Origin of the sequence: Micromonospora sp. ALFpr18c, from assembly GCF_008868155.1 — a bacterium.
Lineage (GTDB): Bacteria > Actinomycetota > Actinomycetes > Mycobacteriales > Micromonosporaceae > Micromonospora.
In genome coordinates this window covers 1-20,257 of the sequence record NZ_WBKR01000010.1, presented here as the reverse complement: position 1 = coordinate 20,257, position 20,257 = coordinate 1, and the positions used below count along the sequence as shown (strand labels likewise).

Here is a 20,257-nt window from a genome sequence, read left to right as displayed (position 1 = left end):
GCGCTGTGTGTGGCAGTTGGCGCTGATCTGCCACGTTTCGTGCCGGCCACGGCGGGTAGACCGGCGCGAATCACGCTCCAGGCAACCGGCCGTAGGCATCCCCACGCTGATCGGAGTTGTGCGATGAAGGCTGTGGTCTTTCACGGCTTGGGAGACATCCGTGTGGACACCGTCGCGGATCCGGGCCTCGAACAGTCGACGGACGCCGTCGTGCGGGTGACCACCGCGGCGATCTGCGGTACGGATCTGCACTTCGTCCGCGGCACGGTGCCCGGGATGAAGCCGGGAAAGATCCTCGGTCACGAGGGTGTGGGCGTGGTCGAGGAGGTCGGCTCGGACGTTCGGAACCTCAAGCCCGGCGACCGGGTGGTGATCTCAGCGGTGTGGGCCTGCGGGTCCTGCGCCTACTGCCGGGTCGGGCACTTCGCCCAGTGCGACAACGTCAATCCCTACGGCCCTCGGTCCGGCACCGGATCCCCCGGCTCCCCGGAGATGCAGGGCCCGTTCAACGGACTGCAGGCCGAGTACGCGCGGGTGCCGTTCGCGCACACGAACCTGTTCCGGATACCGGACTCGATCTCCGACGCGCAGGCGATCACGTTGTCGGACATCTACCCCACCGGCTACTTCGGCGCCGTCGTGGCCGATGTCTCCGACGGAAAGATCGCGACCGTCTGGGGCTGCGGGCCGGTCGGGCAGTTCGCCGTCCGCTCGGCGTTCCAGCGGGGCGCGGCCCGGGTGATCGCCGTCGACGGCCATTCCGATCGCCTCGAGCACGCCCGGGCCGCGGGTGCCGAGGTGATCAACTTCAATGAGACCGACCCGGTCGAAGCGATCATGGATCTGACCAACGGGATCGGCGCCGACTGTGCCATCGACGCGGTGGGGGTGGATTCCGAGAGCCCGAAGTCCGGCCCGGCGAGCGGCAAGGCCCGCCAGGCCGACCAGCAGTATCGCGACGAGCGCGCGCAGATCGCGCCCGAGACCAACCCGCAGGGCGAGCACTGGAAGCCAGGCGACGCGCCGAGCCAGGCTCAGACCTGGGCCATCGAGAGCCTCGCCAAGATGGGCACCCTCGGCATCGTCGGCGTCTACCCGATGACCGACCGGTTCTTCCCGATCGGCACGGTGCTCGGGCGCAACCTCACCGTGAAGGCCGGCAACGGCAATCACCCCCGCTACATCCCCCGGCTGATGGCCATGGTCGAGACCGGCCAGATCAACCCGGAGACCGTCCTGACCCAGCACGAGCCGCTCGCCGACGCGGTGGCCGCCTACACCGAGTTCGACCTGCGCAGCCCCGGCTGGCTCAAGGTGGCCCTGCGTCCGGCGGGCTGACCACTCATCTCGGGCGCGCGACCTCCAGCTGGCCGGTCCCTCGGACCGTCACCCAGGTCGTGACCGTCGTGCCGGCGACATCGGCGGTGCAGGTGAACCGGTGTCCGTCAATCACCGGCTGGTCGACCGGGCAGGCGACCCCGTCCGCGTCGAGCTTGTAGTCGTTGCGCAGCACGGTCAGCACCTGGCGCTGCAGAGCCGCGGTGTCGAGGACCTTCCGGTCCGACCGGCCGGGCCGGAGCACGGCCAGGACCGTCCCCACCACGATCAGGAGTACGACCGGGACGGCGACGGCCACCACGAGCCTGGCGGACGGTCGCCGCCGGCCACCCGACCCCGAGGCGGCCGTCGTCGGCCCCCACTGCGGCGGGGGCGCCGGCTTCCAGCGCGGTGCCAGCAGGGTCGCTCCGCTGACACCGGCGGTGTCGGAACTGCCGGGACTCCCGTGTGGGCTGCTCATGGTCAACTCCTCGGGCTCAGCGGGTGGCGGCGGTCGGCACGGTGACCACCTCCGGAAGCGGCTTCGTGCGCGCGCCCGTCGGGCTGACCGCGAACCAGGTGCCACCGACTCCCTGGCCCTTGATGTCGCCGGGGGCGGCGTCCTTGGCGAACCGGTAGACCGGCCAACCCCCGATGGTCACCTGGCAGGTCCCGTCGGCCCGTTCGACGTACCCGACGAGCTGTGGGTCGACCCCGTCCGGGTAGATCCGGCCGGGTGACGAGATGAGCACCGGAGGCCAGGTCTTGGCGCAGTCGCCAGCGCAGGTCGCCTTCGACGGCTTCGCCGTGTCCTTGTCGAAACGGTAGAGCGTCATGCCCCGGCCGTCGGCGACGTAGGTGCCGATGTCGTTCTGCTCCATGGCCCGCAGTTGCACCACCGAACTACCCCGACCGCTGTCCGCGGCGTCCCGGATGGGAACGTCGGACGGCCCGCTGTAGATCTGGACCCGACGCTGCGTCTTCGCCACCGTCGGCGCCGGGACCGGAGTCACCTCGACCACCTCCGGCGTCGGATCGGTGCCCGCCGTCGACGTGGCCGGTGCCGGTCCGTTGGACGGCGAGGCGGCGGTGGCGCCCGCACCCGCGCCAGCGGTGTCGCCGCAGGCGGCCAGCGCCGCCAGACTGATCAGTGCGATCGCGTGCCGCGCGATCCGCGCTTGCCCCACCATGTTTGCTCCACCTCGTGCTCGCTGTGGACCGGGCTTGTGCAACGGGTCCGGCACCCACACGGACGACCCCGCGAAACGGTTCACCGTCACCACCGCACGGGATGCCCGCGACGAAGGTGGAACTGCCCTGAACCGGATCGTGCCGGCATCCGTGTGGGTGGCGGCATCGGCGGAAGACGGTCCACCAGGGATCGGCTGTCCGAGCCGGAGACCCAGACACGAGGGAGGGCGACATGGCCACCTACCACATCGTCAGCGAGGACATCCAGGAGTCCGCGAGCTGGCTCCAGCAGAACATGCAGACCCTGTTGGACGGGATGACCCAGGCGAAGAGCAAGATCGACACTCTGATCCAGGGTGGCTACAACACCCCGGGCGCCCAGCAGCAGTTCGGTCCGTACTTCGAGGAGTACAAGGGCAGCGTCGACCAGACCCTGCACGGCATGGAGGGCATCAGCCAGTACCTCACGCAGGTCAGCGACGCCTTCTCCGAGACCGACACGCAGACCGCCGCCAGCCTCAGCCGCTGACGAACGAACGGTCGGGGCCGCGTGGTGAGTGATCACCACGCGGCCCCCGCCGTGTTCCCGACGGTTCATCCGACCAGGAGATACGCGTGCGCCTGTTGCTCACCGTCACGGACCAGTCCACCCCTGCCACCGACTACCAGATCGAGGCCGCCCTCGACTCCACTGTCGCGGAGCTCGCCGAGGTGTTGGCGGAGCGCCGTCCGCAACCCGGCCCCCGACCGCCGACGATCTTCGTCGCCGGCGCGCCACTGGACCCGGGGCTCACCCTCGCCGACGCGCCGCTGTGGCAAGGCAGCGTGCTCGAGCTGGACCACCCCACACCCGGGTCGTCGCCACGGCCGCCGGGCACACTGGAGATCCGGGTGGTCAGCGGTCTGGGTGCCGGCAGCCGGTACCAGCTCGACATCGGTGAGCACACCATCGGCTCCGCCGAGGACAACCAGGTACGCCTGGACGACGTCTCGCTCGGTCCCGTGATCGCGCGGGTCCGGGTCGGCGAGGACGGCGAGTGCTGGCTGCATCCGAGCGGACCCGGGTTGTTGCTCGACCGGGTGGAGATCGAGGACGAGCAGGTCTGGGCTCCCGGAGCGCAACTGGCCGCCGGTTCCTCCCTGCTGGAGTTGCGTCGCCCCGTGCACGACGAGGCGGCTCTGCAGATCTCGGAGGACCGCACCGGCCTGGACTACAACCGCCCGCCGCGGCTGCTGCCCGCGGCGCGGACCACCCAGTTCACCCTGCCCGGGCCGCCGGCGCCGCCCGAGCGGCGGCCGCTCACGCTGATCACCGTGCTGGCGCCGGTCGTGCTCTCCGGCGCCGCGTTCCTGATCACCCGCAACCCGCTCACGTTGCTCTTCGCCATCCTGTCGCCGCTGGTGCTGATCGCGGGCCAGATCGGCGCCCGCCGCCAGGGCCGGGCCACGTACCGATCCCGACTCGCCGACTACGAGGCGAAGAAGGGGCGCATCAGCAGCGAGGCGCAGGAGGCGTTGACCGTCGAACGGTTGGCTCGGCGGGACAACTTCCCCGACCCGGCCGCGACCGGACTGATCGCCGTCGAGCCGCAGCGTCGGCTCTGGGAGCGACGCCGTACCGACCCCGACTTCCTCGAACTACGCGTCGGCAGCGCCGACCTGCCGTCCGAGGTGGTGCTGCGGGACCTGAGCCAGGACGAGAACCGACGCGAGGTCCGGTGGAGCGCCCTCGACGTGCCGGCGACCGTGCCGGTCCGCAAGCACGGCGTCGTCGGGGTGGCCGGCGGTGCCGTCGCCCGCACGACGGCCCGCTGGATGCTGGCCCAGGCCAGCGCCCTGCACAGCCCGGAGGACCTGCAGATCTACCTGCTCGCCGGTGCCGACGACGAGGAGGGCTGGTCCTGGGCCGGCTGGCTGCCACACGTGCGGCCCCGCGACGGTCAGGACACCCTCGCCACCGTCGGCACCGACACGCAAAGCCTGGCCCGCCGGGTGGGCGAGCTGGTGACCATCATCTCGGCCCGGTCCGGCGAGCGGGCCAACGGGGCGTACCGCGACATCCTCGTGGTGCTCGACGGGGCACGGAAGCTGCGGTCCCTGCCCGGTGTCACGCAGATCCTGCGGGAGGGACCGTCGGTCGGGGTGTACGCGATCTGCGTGGACGCCGAGGAGAGGCTGCTGCCCGAGGAGTGCCAGGCGGTCATCGCCCAGCAGCCCGACGGGTCGCTGCTGGTGACCCAGACCCTCGCCGCCCCGATCGACGACATCCACCCGGACGTCGTCCCGCTCGAATGGCTGCACCGGGTGGCGCGCGCACTCGCGCCGCTGCGGGACATCGGCGGCACGGACGAGGAGAGCGCCCTGCCCGGTGCGAGCCGGCTGCTCGACGTACTCGGAATGGAGCCGCCGGAGCCGGATGCGGTGACGGCCCGGTGGACCTCCGGGGGTCGGACCACCGAGGCGGTGCTCGGTGTCTCGCTGGACGGGCCGTTCGCCCTCGACCTCAAGCGGGACGGGCCACACGGCCTGGTAGCCGGCACCACCGGTTCCGGCAAGTCGGAGCTGTTGCAGACGCTGGTGGCCTCGCTCGCCGTCGCCAACCGCCCGGACGCGATGACGTTCGTGCTGGTCGACTACAAGGGCGGCAGCGCGTTCAAGGACTGCGTCCTCCTGCCGCACACCGTCGGTATGGTGACCGACCTGGACACCCACCTGGTGAGCCGGGCGCTGACCTCGCTGTCGGCGGAGCTGCGGCGACGCGAGCACATCCTCGCCGAGGCCGGTGCGAAGGACATCGACGACTACGTCGAACTGCTGCGTCGTGAACCGTCCCGCGTCCCGATGCCGCGGCTGCTCATCGTGATCGACGAGTTCGCGTCGATGGTGCGTGACCTGCCCGACTTCGTGACCGGTCTGGTCAACATCGCGCAGCGCGGCCGGTCGCTCGGCATCCATCTCGTGCTCGCGACCCAGCGGCCGGGCGGCGTGGTCTCACCGGAGATCCGGGCCAACACCAATCTCCGTATCGCGCTGCGGGTCACCGACAGCAGCGAGAGCCAGGATGTTCTGAACGCCCCGGACGCGGCGACGATCTCGAAATCGACGCCGGGCCGCGCCTTCGTCCGTCTCGCCCAGTCGTCACTGGTGCCGTTCCAGGCGGGTCGCGTCGGCGGGTTCCGGCCCGGCGCGCGCACCACCGCCCGACCAGCGCCGTGGCTGGCGCCGCTCTCCTGGCCGGATCTCGGCCGCCCGGCGCCTCGCCGTCCCGGCGGCAAGGCGGAGCCCTCCGCCGAGCTGACCGACCTCGCCGTGCTCGTGGCGGCGATCCGGGACGCCAGCGAACGGCTCGCCATTCCCGCGCAGCACAGCCCCTGGTTGCCCGCGCTGCCGACGAAGCTGTCGGTGGACGCGCTGCCTCCGGCCCGTGCCGGCGGCTACCACCTCCCGGCGGTCGCGTACGGACTGGTCGACCTTCCCGCCCAGCAGGACCAGGTGCCGTTGGTGGTGGACCTGGGCACGCTGGGGCATCTGCACATCATCGGCTCCTCGCGCAGTGGCCGTTCACAGACGCTCCGGACGATCGCCGGGGCGCTCGCCCGCGTCCACTCCGCGGCGGACGTCCATCTCTACGGGGTCGACTGCGGCAACGGGGCGCTGCTGGCCCTCAACGGCCTGCCGCACTGCGGGGCGGTGGTGCAGCGTACCGAGGCGGAACGGCTCGGCCGGCTGTTCGCCCGCCTCGTCGCGGAGCTGGCCCGGCGGCAGCAACTGCTCGCCTCCAGCGGCTCGGCGAGCATGGTCGAGTACCGGGCCGGCGCGGCCGAGGGTGCACGACCGCCACACATCCTGGTGCTCCTCGACCGGTTCGAGGTCTTCGACAAGACCTTCGCCGACTACGACAACGGCACGATCATGGCCGGCCTGCTGACGCTGCTGCGCGAGGGCGCCGGGGCGGGCATCCACGTCGTGCTCGCCGGTGACCGGGCGATGTTCTCCAGCCGGATCTCCTCCACGTCGGACGACAAACTGGTGCTGCGGCTCACCGAACGCGGTGACTACAGCATGGTCGGCATCAATCATCGGCAACTGCCGGACGAGATCGAGTCGGGTCGTGCGATCCGTGCGGCCGACGGTGCCGAGGCGCAGATCGCGCTGCTCGGCGACGACGTGTCCGGCCAGGGACAGGCGCGCGTACTCGCCGAGATCGCCGAGGCGGCCCGGCAACGCGACGCGGACCTGCCGGCTGCCGGCCGCCCGTTCCGGATCGACGTGCTGCCCGACGAGCTGACCCTGGCGGACACCGAGGCGCTCGCCCGGCCGAGCGACCCGCTCTGGACGATGGTGGGTGTCGGCGGCGACGAACTCGCCGCGATCGGCCCGGACCTGACGATCATTCCGAGCCTGGTCCTGGCCGGTCCGCCGCGCTCGGGACGGAGCACCGCGCTGCTGACGATGGTCGCGGGTCTGCTGCGCAAGGGGACACCGGTGGTCGTGGCGGCACCGCGCCGGTCGCCGCTGCGCGAGCTGGCCGGCCTGCCCGGGGTCCTCGACCTCGTTGCGAGCGAGAACCTCACCTCCAAGGGGTTGGCGGCGGCGCTGGCGGAGCGGAACGGCCCGGCCGTGGTCGTGCTGGACGACGCCGAGTTGCTGCTCAAGTGCGATGCGGGAAGCGACCTGGGGGAGATTGCGCGGTCCGGTGCGGAACACGGCCTCGGGCTGATCATGGCCGGCACCATCGACGGTCTGTCCGGCGGCTTCGGCGGCTGGCACGTCGACGCCCGGCGCAACCGGCAGGGTGCGCTGCTCAGCCCTCAGGGCCTCGGCGACGGGGAACTCATCGGCGCCAAGCTGTCCCGCGGTCAGCTCGGTGTGGGGCGCCTGGGCCGGGCGCTGCTCCACCTGGGTGACGGCACCGTACGCCTGGTGCAGATTCCCCGGACCGACCCGGCCGCGCTACGGGCGCTGCTGACGCCCACCAGCGCGGAGCCGCACGTCGCGGCGGCCCAGGAGTGAGGTAGGCGGGCCGCGGCGGACATGGTCAGGGGGACACCGGATCGCGGTGTCCCCCTGACGTGTCCTCCCGGATCAACTGCCGGCCGCGGCCTCCCCGACGGACTCCGTGACGGCGGTCAGCGCCGGGAGGTCGTCATCCCAGGTGAACTTCAACGTCTCGGTGATCGCGCCGAAGAGTTCGAAGATGTCCTCCGCCTCCGCGAGGTTCGGGCTCGATCCGGTGACCACCACGACGTCCGCCGAACCCGGCATGGGCACGACGGTGTGCATCACCGCGCAGCGCATCGTCGCGCCGTCCTGGGTGACGTTCTGGATGCCGTACACCCGGCCCACCGTGCCGATCCCCGGAATCTCGGCGGTGCTCACCCGCCGCCAGGTGCCGTCGGCCCGGGCCGGCTGCCCCACCGCGGTCAGGGCACCGAGGATGTCGCCGCTGGCCGGCGGAGTCGCCACCGCGACCAGCACCGTCGCGGTGAGCGGGCCGTCCTCGTACAGCTGGAAGACACCAGCCGCGTGGACGGCACCGGACCGCCGGGCCTCGCGTACCGACCGGCGCACCTGCTCGGCGTACCGTCCCGCCTGGTCGGCGGTGAAACCGCCGGCGACGGCGTCCGCGCGCGCCCGGTCGGCCAGGCGGTTCTCACTCGCCTCGTCGGCCGTCGAGAAATCGACCCACGCCTCGGGGGTACGCAGGTGGAAGCCGGTCGGGATGGAAGCGGGAGCGTGGGTGTCCGTTGCCACGCCACCCTCGTCGCCGCTCACTGCGCCGCCTTCTCGTCCGGCGCCGTCAACGCGTTGACCGTCTGCTGATCGGCTTCCCGGAACGCGTCGGCGACAGCCTTCGCGGCATCACGCACCCCTTCGAGGTCCTTCGCCACCACATGCCGACCGTCACCCCACCGCTTCTCGAAGTGACGGGCGGCATCTTCCAGGTCGCGCTGCCCGAGCGTGTCGACTACCGCGCCCATCGACCTGACCGACGCGCTGTCCATCAGTTCCTTCGTGCGCTGTAGCAGCTCGTGGACCCGCTCCAGCTCCGCACCGGGTACGTGGATCACGCTCATCGCCCCAACCCCCCGGCCGGCATGCCATCCCGTTCGCTCATCTCCGCACCCCTCTGACGTCACGGCACCTTCGCCGTACACGGATCGGCAGGCGGAGCGGTTCAGCAGTGGTGCTGAACCGATCTTCGGCCGGCTACGTGTGCGAGTCGGCTCCCGTCGGATGGCTCGGGCGCCGGCCTGACGATGCGATGGGGAGGTTCGTCATGACGCGTCCGGGTGACGTCGAGTGGTCGGTGTTGCAGCTCGATTCGGATCCGGTGCCGGGTGATTCGGAGTCTTTTCAGGAGATCACGAGGGCGTATCAGGAGCTGGCGAGGACCACTCAGGAGGCGCATGACCTGTTGGCGTCGGGGAGTCAGGTCGATGTTGGTCAGGGCAAGGCGATGGAGGCGTTTCGGGATCTGATCGGCAAGCTGCCCGGGCGGTTGGACGGGATGGCGAATTCGTACGCCGCTGCGGCGGACGCCTACCTGCGCTATCTGCCGTCGCTGGAGGAGGCGCAGGCGATGTCGCTGCGTGCTCTGGATCAGGCGCGGCAGGCGGCGGGGGATCAGAACGCCGCGCAGGCGGCGGCCGCCTCGGCGGTGGCGGCGCTCGCCGCGTTGAACGCCGATGCCGCCCCGGACGCGAAGGAGCAGGCCACCGACGACGCCACCGCCGCCCGCAACCGTGCCGCCGATGCTCAGCAGGCGTTGGACGGGGCGAAGGCGTTGCTCGGTCAGGCGACGGCGTTGCGTGATCAGGCGGCGCGGACGGCGGCGGTGGCGCTGGACCAGTTGGCGAAGGACGCGCCGCAGCGGTCGCTGTGGGACAAGATCGTTGAGGCGTTTCACGCGTTCGTTGATTTTTTGCGGAGCACGGTGATCGAGTGGATCACCACGATCCTGGACGTGCTCTCGGTGGTGGCGTCGTTCATCTTTCCGCCTCTGGGTTCGGCGATCGGCTTCCTCTCCGGCGCGATCGACCTCGCCGCGGCCGCCGTCGGAGGCGATCCGGCCGAGATCGCCCTCGCCGCCGGTGGGTTGGCGCTTGGTCTGGTGCCGGGTGGGCGGATCATCAGCCGGGTCATCAAGGTCGCCGGCAAGTTGGGCAAGGTACGCCCCGGCAGCGTCGCGGACGGCATCAAGAACAGCACCAAGGAAGTCACCGGCAACCGCGGTGTCGCGGACGTCAGCGGCAGCGCCGCCACACCGGGTCGCGGGATCGACGCGAACGTCACCCGTCTCGGTGTTGGCAAGACGATCAAAGGCGTGTTCAACCGGGTCGGTCAGAAGATTTCGGATCTACGCTTTGATCGTGACCTCAAGGCAGCTCAGAAGAAGGCCGCACAGGATCCCACCCTCATCATCGGGCAGAGCAGTAAGGGCCGCCTGACGACCTTTAATGCCTCGGACGTCCGGTCCGTGCCGCTGACGAACAGCGACGGCAAGCAGATTGGCGTCCTCTTTCCCAGTACGGCCAACGACACGGAGACTTTCACCGACTGGGCGAGGATGGAGGCGAACGTTCCTCTCGGCAGCAACCTCGGCGGCTCTTTGAACGTTGGAGGCGCCAAGCTGGTTCGAACGATCGAAGGCAAGAGTGCCCCGTTGAGCACCGACCAATTTGATCTTGCACCCTGGGCCCGACTGAAGAGTCCGCCCATCTTCATCCTCGCCCACGGTGATCCGCACTCCGTCGACATCACCCTCAACGACGGCAGGGTGTTGTCGGTGCCGGGCAGGCAGTTCGGCAAGCTTGTGCACTTCGACGAGGTTTTCCAGGCTGCCGCAGGATCGAACAAGAAGGGATCCATCGTTCTGGTCTCCTGCAACTTCGCCAATCCTGCGGGAAGCGCCGGTCAGGATTTCGCCGACGTGATGCGGGATCTCGGCAACAACCGGAAAGTCTTCGCGTCGACGGAAGTCGTGCAGGCGAGCCGCGGCGTCGACGTTGACGGCCTGTTTACCGAACCCGGCAAGAGCATTGCCAACCTGACGGTGGAGAGCATGGGCAGTTTCCAGGAGATGAAGCCGGGCGTGACGAGGGATGTGACGAAATGACGGAGCAGGTCGAGGGCGAACAGCAGCGGAACTGGATGCTGCTGCTGGACGAGGAGTTGGCCGGGCCCGACGGCGCGGACGCCGACGCGGCGCAGATGCCACCGGTGGAGTACATCGTCGGTGGTTGGCTGGTGGAGTCGGACGGCACCGTCGGCCGTTTCACGGCCAACCCGCTGTACCGGCCGAAGGATCCGGAGGCGCCCACGAGCCCGGTGGACGCCACGGCGAGACTGGTCGCCACCGGTCGCGTTGGCGTCGACGCGGTGCTGCTGGCACTGCGCGACAGCCTTGTCGAGGTGGCACTGGACAGCGAGGGTCACGCCATCGTGACGCCGGCACCGGACGGCGTTCCCTGCGTGCTGGTCGCGACCAGCGCTACCGACCAGGCTCGGGTCGACGCGGCCGACTGGCGGCAGGTCGACCTGGACGAGTTGCTGGCGCTGCTGCCGGCCGGCGTCGACGTCCTGCTGAATCCGGGCGGGCACCGCGCGATGCGGTTGTTCGCCGACGCGTTGCGCGACATCGCCGCCGAGGGTGTGCCTCAGGGCGGCGAGCCGTGGCCGTTCGTCGAGTAGGGCGTCGTGGAACCGCTTCCCGCTGGGCTCGGATCGATCGTCCGAGCCCAGCGGGGATGGGCCGCGAGACGTATCGGCCACCGCTGACGTCTCGAATCGGCCTCAACGTGGGTCGGTAGACAATTTCTCGGGTGAACAACAGGCCCTGAGAACGGGGAGCGCATCCTGAGGACCCGTGAGCATTCGGCGGGAACGCCGGCGACGTGAGGGTCAGCAAAAGGGTGGTAGCTATGGCGGGATCGGGACCTGTTCGTCGGCGCGAAGTGGCAGGCGAAGCATTGGTCCGGTCCATATTCGAGGAGCACGGACGCGCGATGCTCGCTTACGCGACACAGTTGACCCGAGATCGCGCAGCCGCGGAGGACGTGGTGCAGGAGGCGCTGGTGCGCGCCTGGCGTCACCCCGACAGCCTCGTCAACGGCAAGGGCTCGGTGCGAGGGTGGCTGCTGACGGTCGTCCGCAACATCGTGACCGACACTGTACGCGCGCGAAGGGCGCGGCCACCCGAAGTGCCGGAAAGCCCGACCGAGGCGGCGACCGAACGTGACCTCGCTGAGCAGGTGGTGAACTCGATCGTGGTGACGGACGCGCTCAACCATCTCTCCCGCGAGCATCGACAGGTGCTGGAGCAGGTGTACCTGCTCGGGAGTACAGTCGCGGAAGCCGCCCAGGCGCTCGGTATCCCCCCGGGCACCGTGAAGTCTCGCTCCTACTACGCACTCCGGGCGCTCCGCGATCTCGCCGAGCGTCCAGCCGGGGTGGAACGGCCTGCCTCATGACGTCCGACAGTTCATCGCCCCACGCCGACCAGCTGGACATCGGCGGGTACCTGCTCGGGGCGCTCGACCCGGAGGAGACCCGCCGGGCCGAGGAGCACCTGACAGGTTGTGCGGAGTGCCGGGCCGAGGTCGAGTCGTTGCGGACGTGGTCGGGCGCGCTCGAGAACGTACCCGACGTGATGCTGCTCGACGGTCCGCCGGAGGACGGCGATCTTCTGTGGCAGCGCACCCTGCGGCAGATCCGCAGCGAGGCGGCCGACCAGCGGCGGCGCCGCCACGCGATGACCGGTGTCGCCGCGGCGGTCGTCGCGTCCGCCGTCCTCGGCGGAGTCCTCCTCGGCCCGGCGGGCGACGAGGCGCAGGACGCGACCGCGCAGCCGCAGCCGCAGCCGAGCGTGACGGCCGACCGGGGGAGCCGGACGGCCAGCGCCGCCGATGCGACCACCGGCGCTCGTCTCGCGGTGGCCGTGCAACCGGCTCCCGGCTGGGTACGCCTCCACGCGACAGTCTCCGGCATCCCGCAGGGCCAGCGGTGTCGGCTCCTGGTTGTCGGCAGGGACGGCAGCACGGTCCTGGCGGGCAGCTGGCTGGTGTCGGAGCGGGGAGCCGGCGAGGGCACCACGCTTGACGGCAGTGCCCTGATCGACCCGACCGAGGTCGACAGCGTCCGGGTGGAGACCACCGACGGCACGGCGTACGTCAGCGTGAAGCTCTAGCCCGAACGCACCCGGACAGCAGGACGCCGGCCCGGCCAGTTGGCCCGGGCCGGCGTCCACGCCGCCGCACAGGTCAGCCCAGACGGACCGAGACGACCGCGTTGTCGAAGTCGACCGTCGCCAGATCCGCGACGTCGCCGTTGATCACCTTCGAGCGACCGGTGCAGTCCTGGCCCGTCCAGATCTTGAGCGAGCCGGGCGCCGCCACGGAGGAGGCGACACCCGGACGGCTCAGGTTCTTGCAGCCGGTGCCTGCCACACCCTGCGAGCCGGCGCCGTCGCCGAAGGCCGGGTCGTCGAAGAACACGGCGCTGGTGGCCGGCTGGGCCGGCGCGGTGTCGGGTGCGGGCTCGTCGCCGCCGGCCACGCCGGCCTTCCCACCGGTCGGGGTCACCCCGAACCAGGTGCCGCCGACGCCCTGGCCGTTGGTGTCACCCGGCTTGGTGTCCTTGGCGAACCGGTAGATCGGCCAACCGTTGATGGTGACCTGACGGCTGCCGTCCGCGCGCGCGACCGTACCGACGGCCTCCTTCCGGACCCCGGCGACGAAGATCTTGCCGCCCGGGGAGACGGTGACCGGCGGCCAGGTGACGGCGCAGTCACCGTCGCAGTTCGAGACCGGCGGCTCGTTGCTGTCCTTGTCGAACCGGTAGAGGGTCAGCCCGGCGCCGTTGACCACGACGGGGTCGAGCTTCCCCGCCTTGCTCGCCGTCAGCTGGACCCAGCGCTGGGCGGATTCCTGAGTGGCCCCGGTCGCGACACCTCCGTTGGGCACCGCCCAGTCGCCGGTACCCGGCTGCGAGTTGTTGGACTTCGCCGTGCCGGGAACGAGCGCGAGGCCGCCGACGCCGGCCCCGCCATTCGGGGACGCCGCCTGGCTGGCGCCGAGGTCGGCGGCACGGGCCGGGCCGGGCGGCACCTGGTTCGAGCCGCACGCCGTCAGCGTCGCCGCGCCGGCGGCCAGCAGGGCGACGAAGGGAGTCAAGTGCTTGCGCATCATCCGGGGTTCTCCAGTGGTTACCCGGGCTCCCAGGATGTCCGGAAGCCGTTCGCCATCCACACGGCGCAGGTCCGCGATCGGTTCAGGCTCGGGCCGGGTACGCCTCGCGTCAGCGGGGGAGCGCGCGGAGGAACCGTTCCGCGATCGGGATGGCGGACGTGGCGCTGGATCCGCCCCCCTCCACGAAGACCGCGAACGCCACGTCGCCCTGCCAGCCGACGATCCAGGAGTGGGCGTGGGCCGGGTTGTTGTCGTACTCGGCGGTGCCGCTCTTGCCGTACACCGCCTTGCCGGGCACGTCCTTGAGCGCGTTGGCGGTGCCGTCGGTGATCACCTCGCGCATCATGGCCTGGACCGCCTTGACCGAATCCGGCTTCAGCTCGATGCGCGCGGCCGGTGCGGCCGGTGCCGGGTCCAGCAGCAGCTTCGGCTGCTCGAAGTGCCCACGGGCGACGGCCGCGGTGGCGGCGGCCATGGCCAGTGGGCTGACCAGGGTGGTGCCCTGCCCGAACGCGGCGGCGGCCTGTTCGGCGGGCGACCCGTTCGCCGAGACCTTGCCGGTGAACACGTCGACGCCGAGGTCCCACTTCCCCTCCAGCCCCAGGGAACGACCGGCGAGAGCCAGCCCGTCACCACCGAGCTTGGGTGCCAGGGATGCGAAGGCGGTGTTGCAGGACTTGGCGAAGTCGGTGCGGAACGGCACCCGGCCGAGCACGAAGTCGTGGGAGTTCTTGAACGAGCGGCCGCCCACCGAGAGGGACTTCGGGCAGTCGACCATCGCGTCCGGGGTCACCGCGCCCCTGTCCAGCAGGCCGAGCGCGCTGACCATCTTGAACGTCGAACCCGGTGGCACCTGAGCGTCGAAGGCCAGATTCGCACCGGCCGCGCCGGGACCGTTGGCGGTGGCGAGCACCGCGCCGTCGCTGATCCGTACCGCCACAATGGCGGCCCGCCGCTGCTCGGCACGCAACGCCGCGTCCGCCGCGTTCTGGGTGGCGACGTCGAGGGTGGTCGTCACCGCCTGCCCCGGCTCGGGCTCCCGGTGGAACACCTCGGTGCCGGTCGGCGTCGGCTTGCCGTCCTGGCCCGGCCGCTGGACGGTCACGGTCAACCCGGACCTGCCGCGCAGCCGGTCGTCGTAGCGCTCCTGGAGACCGCCATGACCGACCAGGTCACCGACGACGTATTTGTCGGGATGGGCGGCCAGGTCGTCGGCCTGCACCGAGTCCACCGAGCCGAGCAGCGCGCGGGCGAACTCCCGCGTGGGTGCCAGATCGAGCTTCTCGGTCCGGAACGTGGTGCCCGGCAGGGCCTGGAGGCGGGTTTTGACCTGCTGGTACGCCTCGTCGCGCAGCGTCACCACCTCGACGAACGCGTCCGGGTTCGCCTGCGCGAGCCGCTTCGGCAGGTCGGCGACGTCGACGGCGGGTACCAACGTCGGACGGATCGCGCCGAAGGCGGCGTCCAGCTCACCGACCAGCTTCTGCACGTCGGTCACCTGGTTCGGCTGCACGCCCACCCGCACCACCGGCCGGGGTGCCACGATGGGCTTGCCGGCGGCGTCCAGCACTCCGCCGCGGGGGGCAGCGTCGCGGCGCAGCCCCAGCCGGTCTCCCGTGGCGAGCTTCTCCTGTACCAGCTGCGGTTCCCAGATCACCCGCCACGTGTCGTCGCCGTCGCGGGTCAGCCGCACCGGCCGGTCGTACGTCCAGTGGGTGTCGCCGGGCAGCGTCCAGTCCACCCGGATGGCGGCGGTCGCCGTGTCGTCGTCCACCTTCGGGTCGCCCTGCCGGCTGACGGTAGGTGGGGTCGGGGCCAGCTCACCGGACAGTTCCTTGAGTTGCCGGGTCACCTCGGCCGCCGGCAGCGCGGCACCCGCCGGGTCGACGAAGGTGACCGCCCGCAGGTCACCGCTGCGCCAGCCGGCCGCGAAGGCGTCCACGCTGTCCTCGGGGCCGGTGTCGTCCGAACAGGCCGTCAACACGCTGCCGGCGATCATCGCCACGGTGATCGCGGTGAGCGACCGTCGGAGGTGGCCAGCACGCGGTGGGTGAGACGGATGCAGCACGCGGTTTCTCCTGCGTTCAGTGGTGATCGTCGTCGAGCACGGTACGCGGATCCAGGTGCTTGCCCCGCGCACGCTCCAAGGCGAAGGCGTTCACGCCGAGCGCCTTGACCCCGACGGTACGGACGGCGGCGAGGTCGGCAGCGTCGTCGGGGTCCGGCACCTGACCGAGCGCCGCGAACGCGGCCTCCGCGACGCCGCTCAGCCGTGCCGCGCGTGCGTGGTCACCCTCGGTGGAGGCGAGGACGGCACCGGCCAGGCAGACGTACGGCACGAAGTCGGTCCAGTCGTTGCGGAAGATCCGCTCGCGGCTCTCGGCCAGTAGTTTCCTCGCCACGTCGAGGTTGCCCAACCCCAACTCGCAGAGCGCGAGGTTGTGCATCTCGGTGGCGACCATCCTGGGCTGGTCCAGAACCTCGTTGAGCGCGATGCTCTCCTGGTACAGCACGCGGGCACGGCCGAGGTCACCGGACATGCGCGCCACCGCGGCCAACACGTGCCTCGGCCGTTCCTCCAGGCTCCGGTCGCCGGAGCGCAGGGCGACTCCGAGTGCTTCTCGGGCTCGGGCCTCCCCGCCGGACAGGTCGCCGCCGCGGAGGGCGACCCTGGCCAGGCTGTACCGGGCCTCCACCTCGCCCGCCGGGTCGCCGGCTTTGCGGGCACGCTCGATCTCGGTCTCGCTCATGCGCACCACGGCGTCGGTCTCACCCCGCCGGAAGGCCGAGCGGACATCGTCACTGAAGCTCACGAGTCGTTCCTCAAATCCGTCATTCGCCGGCGGTATGCCCCCGCACCGCGTACCCGCCGACCGCCCTCTCGTCGACCCTCGGCCGGGGCCACGCTAGCCCGGACGACTTGACAGACTCTTACCCGTGCTGACCGGCGTGACCATTGCGGTGAGGTCGACGGGGCGAGCCAGTGCGTCCGTTTCCGCATCGTCGCAACCGACATCGCCTGTGGTGCTCCCTTTCCGGAATCGGTGCGGCCCTCGTTTTCGGCTGCAGAAGCTCTTCACAATGCGTCGCTAGCGTTGCCGCCATGCTGTCCGGCAATGCGGCCGTCGACTGCGCGGTGCCGGGTCAGGCGCGTACGAGGCACCCGAACGCGGCACCAGTATGTTCGAGAATTCAGGAATAGAGGATCTGATGGACGCGACGCGTTCCCTGCGCGATCTCGAGCCGCAACTCGCGGCGAACCGGCGTTACTGGACCGGCTGGGCCGGCACCGACTCGAACGCCGATCCCGGGGCGGATCTGACCGTCTACCGCTCCGACATCGCGCACATCCTGCTCAATGGGGTCCTCCGGGTGCGGGACGTGCCGCTCGACGCGGCGGTCGCGGAGGCGGAGCGGCAGTTGGCGGGTACACGGTGGGCCTGGTGGGTCGGCGCCGACAGCGACGAGGGCACCGCCGAGGGCCTGCTCGCCCGCGGCGCCCAGCAGGTCGGCGACATGCCGGTGATGGCGATCGACGTCACGACCGTCGACGACGTGGACACGCCCGCCGAGCTGAAGATCAGCACGGTGACCGAGCCGGCGGAGATGCGGGAGTACGTCGAGGCGTACGCCGGGCCGTTGGGGTTCGAGCCGGGCAGCATCGACTCCGTGGTCGACCGGGAGTTGGGTTTCGGCTACCCCGACGTGGTCCGGCTCGCCGGCATCGTCGACGGCAGGACGGTCGCCACCTGCACGGTGTCGCTGGGCACCGAGGTCGCCGGCATCTACTGCGTCGCCACTCACAGTGATTATCGCCGGCGTGGCATCGCCACTGCTCTCACCGCCGAGGCGCTGCGCATCACCCGCGAGTCCGGGCGGCGCATCGCCACCCTGCAGGCCAGCAGCGACGGCGAGCCGGTGTACCGGCGCATGGGCTTCGAGGTCGTCACCCGCTACCGCCTGTTCGCCCTCCCGCAGTAGCGCTCGGAGGTCCGTCAGGCACCGCACCGCCCGGCAGGCTGGCGTAGCCGCTGACCCGCCTTCTGCGCAAGGGCGAGACCAGCGGCTACGCCAGCCTGCCGAGCGGTGGGGCGGGCCCGGGTATGCCGTACGTCCAGCTCTACCTGGATCGGGGCAAAGACGTCGCCGACGGGACCGTTGATCCCGCAGGACCGCGCCTTCGTCATGAACCTCATGGGTAAGGTGATCCCCGAGCAGCGATGTTGCCGGGCAGTCGCGACACCTACGTCAAGAACGGCTGGGACAACGTTGACGCCGATGGCGGCCGCTGGCTGGTGAACAGCATCGGGCGGATCGTCGAGCCCGGCCATGACTGGCTGATCGCCGTGCTCTCCGACCATCACGTGAGCCAGAAGGATGGCGTCCGCGTCGTCGAGAAGGCCGCCAGCTACGTGCTTCAGGAAATGCGCGCCGCCACCGCGCACGACGCTCCGGCCGCGTGACAGCCCGCCCGGGCAGGTCGGCCGTCGGTGCGGTCGACCTGCCCGGCGCGGGGCACGTCTACGTGCTGCGGAGTCGCGACCGGAACGAATAGCGCCCGAGCACCTCCCGGATCCGGTCCGCCTCATCGGTGCCGGCGCTCACCTCGGCCACGGGTACCCCGTCCTCGATCGCGACGACCACCTCGACGCCCGGGATCTCGGCCAAGAGCACCCGGCGGACCGCGTCGGCGCGCAGCGCCGGCTTGAAGTCCTTACCGACGGCCGTGACCGGCAACTCGTCGAGCACGTGGACGGCCTTCGGCGCCACCGCCCGTTCGGCGACACGCCCCGCCGCCCAGCGCGTCAGCTCGTCCTCGCTCGCCTGGGCGCCGGGCCGCAGCGTGACGTAACAGACCGGCACCTCACCGGCGTGCCGGTCGGGTTGGCCCACCGCCGACGCGGCCGCGACCGCGGGATGGCTGAGCACGGCCTCCTCGACGAGGGCCGGGTCGATGTTGTGGCCACCCCGAATGATCACGTCCTTGAGCCGGCCGGTGATGAACACGTAACCATCGGCGTCGACATGGCCGAGGTCGCCGGTGTCGAGCCAGCCGTCGACGACCTTGCCCAGCGGATCCACCACGATGTCGCCGTCCGGCCCGGTCGTGACGTAGCCGGGAAACACCGCCGGGCCGCTGATCGTGATCACGCCGGTCTCGCCCGGCGGCAGCGGGCTGCCGTCGCCCGGCCGGACCGCGCGGATCTGCTGGTACGGCATCCGCAGACCCACCGAGCCCTCGCGTGGGTGCCCGGGCAGGATCCGCGCCGAGGCGCAGGTGGCCTCGGTCAGCCCGTACCCGTCGCAGATCGCCACCGACGTGTGGTCCTCGAACGCCCGTCGAACCGTCGACGGCATGGCGGCGGCACCGCTGACCGCGAACGTCAGCGACGAGATGTCCGCACCGCCGATCGGCACCTGGGCCAGCCGCGCGTAGACGGTCGGCACGGCGGACATCGTGGTGACCCGGTACCGCTCGATGAGCTGCCAGAACGCGGGGTAGAGCGCCGGATCCCGGTATCCCAGCGGACCGGGCCAGACCACCCGGGCCCCGGTGACCATCGGCGCCAGCACGGTCACCATGACCGCGTTCACGTGGAACATCGGCAGGCCACCGAGCACGGTCGCGTCGAGGCCGTCGATGCTGGCCGCGCCGCTCCAGGCGACGAACACCTGGCCCGCGTGGGTGTGCGCGGCCAGCCTCGGCGTACCGGTGGTGCCGCCGGTGTGGAAGTAGGCCGCGATGTCCCCGGGTGCCGCCGGCGCGGCGGCGAGGGCGTCGGCGCTCTCCTCGGCCGCGTGGTCCTCCAGGTAGCCGACCGTGACCGCGGCATCGTCGAGGTGCGGCCGTTCCCCGTGCTGACCCTCCGGGCGCAACGCCAGGACGGCGTCCAGGCCGAACCGCTCGCCCAGATGCACGGCGAGGTTCCACAGCGGAACGCTGATCTCCGGTCCGGCGGCGATCAGCACCTTGGTCCGGGCGAGCTGGAGCATCGCCGCGATGGCGTCCGGCGCCAGGACCGGGTTGATCGGTTGTGCGATGCCCACCGCCTCGGCGGCCAGGATAGCGGTGAGCAGCTCACCGCTGTTCGGGCCGAGCAAAGCGACGGCGTCACCGCGCCCGACGCCGATCCTGGACAGCGCGTTGGCAGTTCCGGTCACCCGGCGTAGCAACTGCTCGTAGCTGACCGTCCGGGGCGCGTCATCGATCCCGCTCAGCAGGACCAGCGCCGTACGGTCGCCGTGGCTCTTGGCCGTCCGTTCCAACAGGGCGTACGTGCTCGGGGGCAGGTCCCGCGCGGAGAGCGGAACCTGCTCCATGGCGGTCGGATCGAGGACGGAATTCATTCGAGGTGCCGTCTCGCTAGGAGCGCGGGTCGGTAACGAGCAAGCTGTCGCGGGGTCGGGTCGGTGACGCTAGTGGCGTTTCGGGTCGGGTGGTTGGATGCCCGTGTCCGGTTGCCTGTGTCGGGTCGTCTGGGGCCTGTGGGGGCATGTCTGGGGCCGCGGTAGCGGCCTGTGGGGAGGTCTCAGCCGGTGGCTGCGGCCAGCCCGGCGGT

Annotated in this window: 17 protein-coding genes; 9 read left to right on the top strand and 8 right to left on the bottom strand. The window is 71.0% G+C overall.

All coding sequences use genetic code 11. From position 1 onward, the window contains the following. The first annotated feature begins 162 nt into the window (after positions 1-162). Positions 163-1,338, top strand: coding sequence for an alcohol dehydrogenase catalytic domain-containing protein (locus F8271_RS04005; protein ID WP_255473638.1), 1,176 nt, complete (start codon positions 163-165; stop codon positions 1,336-1,338). 4 nt (positions 1,339-1,342) lie between these two features. Here F8271_RS04005 and F8271_RS04000 read toward each other — a convergent pair whose 3' ends face one another. Then, the gene (locus tag F8271_RS04000; protein WP_151488214.1) at positions 1,343-1,798 is read right to left on the bottom strand and encodes a DUF4333 domain-containing protein; all 456 of its coding nucleotides are present in this window, start codon (positions 1,796-1,798) and stop codon (positions 1,343-1,345) included. Between the two features lie 16 nt (positions 1,799-1,814). Beyond that, the gene (locus F8271_RS03995; RefSeq protein WP_151488213.1) at positions 1,815-2,507 is read right to left on the bottom strand and encodes a hypothetical protein; all 693 of its coding nucleotides are present in this window, start codon (positions 2,505-2,507) and stop codon (positions 1,815-1,817) included. A gap of 233 nt (positions 2,508-2,740) precedes the next feature. Between F8271_RS03995 and F8271_RS03990 the strand changes: the two genes are divergently transcribed. Then, on the top strand, positions 2,741-3,037 hold the full coding sequence (locus F8271_RS03990; RefSeq protein WP_007457407.1) for a WXG100 family type VII secretion target: 297 nt from the start codon (positions 2,741-2,743) through the stop codon (positions 3,035-3,037). An 86-nt stretch (positions 3,038-3,123) separates the two neighbouring features. Next, complete coding sequence (locus tag F8271_RS03985) at positions 3,124-7,521, top strand: FtsK/SpoIIIE domain-containing protein (protein ID WP_151488212.1); 4,398 nt, start codon at positions 3,124-3,126, stop codon at positions 7,519-7,521. Between the two features lie 72 nt (positions 7,522-7,593). Here F8271_RS03985 and F8271_RS03980 read toward each other — a convergent pair whose 3' ends face one another. Beyond that, positions 7,594-8,283, bottom strand: a complete 690-nt coding sequence (locus tag F8271_RS03980) for a hypothetical protein (RefSeq protein WP_151488211.1) — start codon at positions 8,281-8,283, stop codon at positions 7,594-7,596. Beyond that, the gene (locus F8271_RS03975) at positions 8,280-8,585 is read right to left on the bottom strand and encodes a hypothetical protein (protein WP_151488210.1); all 306 of its coding nucleotides are present in this window, start codon (positions 8,583-8,585) and stop codon (positions 8,280-8,282) included. Before F8271_RS03975 ends, F8271_RS03980 begins: the two co-directional genes overlap by 4 nt. A 203-nt stretch (positions 8,586-8,788) precedes the next feature. Here F8271_RS03975 and F8271_RS03970 point away from each other — a divergent pair, with 203 nt between their 5' ends. The 4 genes from F8271_RS03970 (at position 8,789) to F8271_RS03955 (ending at position 12,697) form a co-directional block, all read left to right on the top strand. Further along, a complete protein-coding gene (locus F8271_RS03970) occupies positions 8,789-10,627 on the top strand; it encodes a hypothetical protein (RefSeq protein ID WP_151488209.1) in 1,839 nt (612 codons plus the stop codon). Next, entirely contained in the window at positions 10,624-11,202 is a 579-nt protein-coding gene (locus F8271_RS03965) for a type VII secretion system-associated protein (protein WP_151488208.1), read from the top strand. Before F8271_RS03970 ends, F8271_RS03965 begins: the two co-directional genes overlap by 4 nt. A gap of 278 nt (positions 11,203-11,480) precedes the next feature. After that, a complete protein-coding gene (locus tag F8271_RS03960) occupies positions 11,481-11,981 on the top strand; it encodes a sigma-70 family RNA polymerase sigma factor (protein WP_225854151.1) in 501 nt (166 codons plus the stop codon). Continuing rightward, on the top strand, positions 11,978-12,697 hold the full coding sequence (locus F8271_RS03955) for a zf-HC2 domain-containing protein (RefSeq protein WP_151488206.1): 720 nt from the start codon (positions 11,978-11,980) through the stop codon (positions 12,695-12,697). Before F8271_RS03960 ends, F8271_RS03955 begins: the two co-directional genes overlap by 4 nt. 73 nt (positions 12,698-12,770) lie before the next feature. Here F8271_RS03955 and F8271_RS03950 read toward each other — a convergent pair whose 3' ends face one another. The 3 genes from F8271_RS03950 to F8271_RS03940 form a co-directional block, all read right to left on the bottom strand. Next, positions 12,771-13,697: a hypothetical protein gene (locus F8271_RS03950; protein ID WP_151488205.1), complete on the bottom strand. Its 927-nt coding sequence runs from the start codon at positions 13,695-13,697 to the stop codon at positions 12,771-12,773. 109 nt (positions 13,698-13,806) lie between these two features. Next, positions 13,807-15,762, bottom strand: a complete 1,956-nt coding sequence (locus tag F8271_RS03945) for a penicillin-binding transpeptidase domain-containing protein (protein WP_370461854.1) — start codon at positions 15,760-15,762, stop codon at positions 13,807-13,809. Positions 15,763-15,781: 19 nt separating this feature from the next. After that, complete coding sequence (locus F8271_RS03940; protein ID WP_151488204.1) at positions 15,782-16,510, bottom strand: tetratricopeptide repeat protein; 729 nt, start codon at positions 16,508-16,510, stop codon at positions 15,782-15,784. A gap of 397 nt (positions 16,511-16,907) precedes the next feature. Between F8271_RS03940 and F8271_RS03935 the strand changes: the two genes are divergently transcribed. Further along, entirely contained in the window at positions 16,908-17,678 is a 771-nt protein-coding gene (locus tag F8271_RS03935; RefSeq protein WP_192580124.1) for a GNAT family N-acetyltransferase, read from the top strand. Between the two features lie 239 nt (positions 17,679-17,917). Then, entirely contained in the window at positions 17,918-18,160 is a 243-nt protein-coding gene (locus F8271_RS03930) for a hypothetical protein (RefSeq protein ID WP_151488202.1), read from the top strand. Between the two features lie 58 nt (positions 18,161-18,218). Here the strand turns inward: F8271_RS03930 and F8271_RS03925 are convergent, their stop codons facing one another. After that, positions 18,219-20,045: an acyl-CoA synthetase gene (locus F8271_RS03925; protein WP_151488201.1), complete on the bottom strand. Its 1,827-nt coding sequence runs from the start codon at positions 20,043-20,045 to the stop codon at positions 18,219-18,221. Between the last annotated feature and the right edge of the window lie 212 nt (positions 20,046-20,257).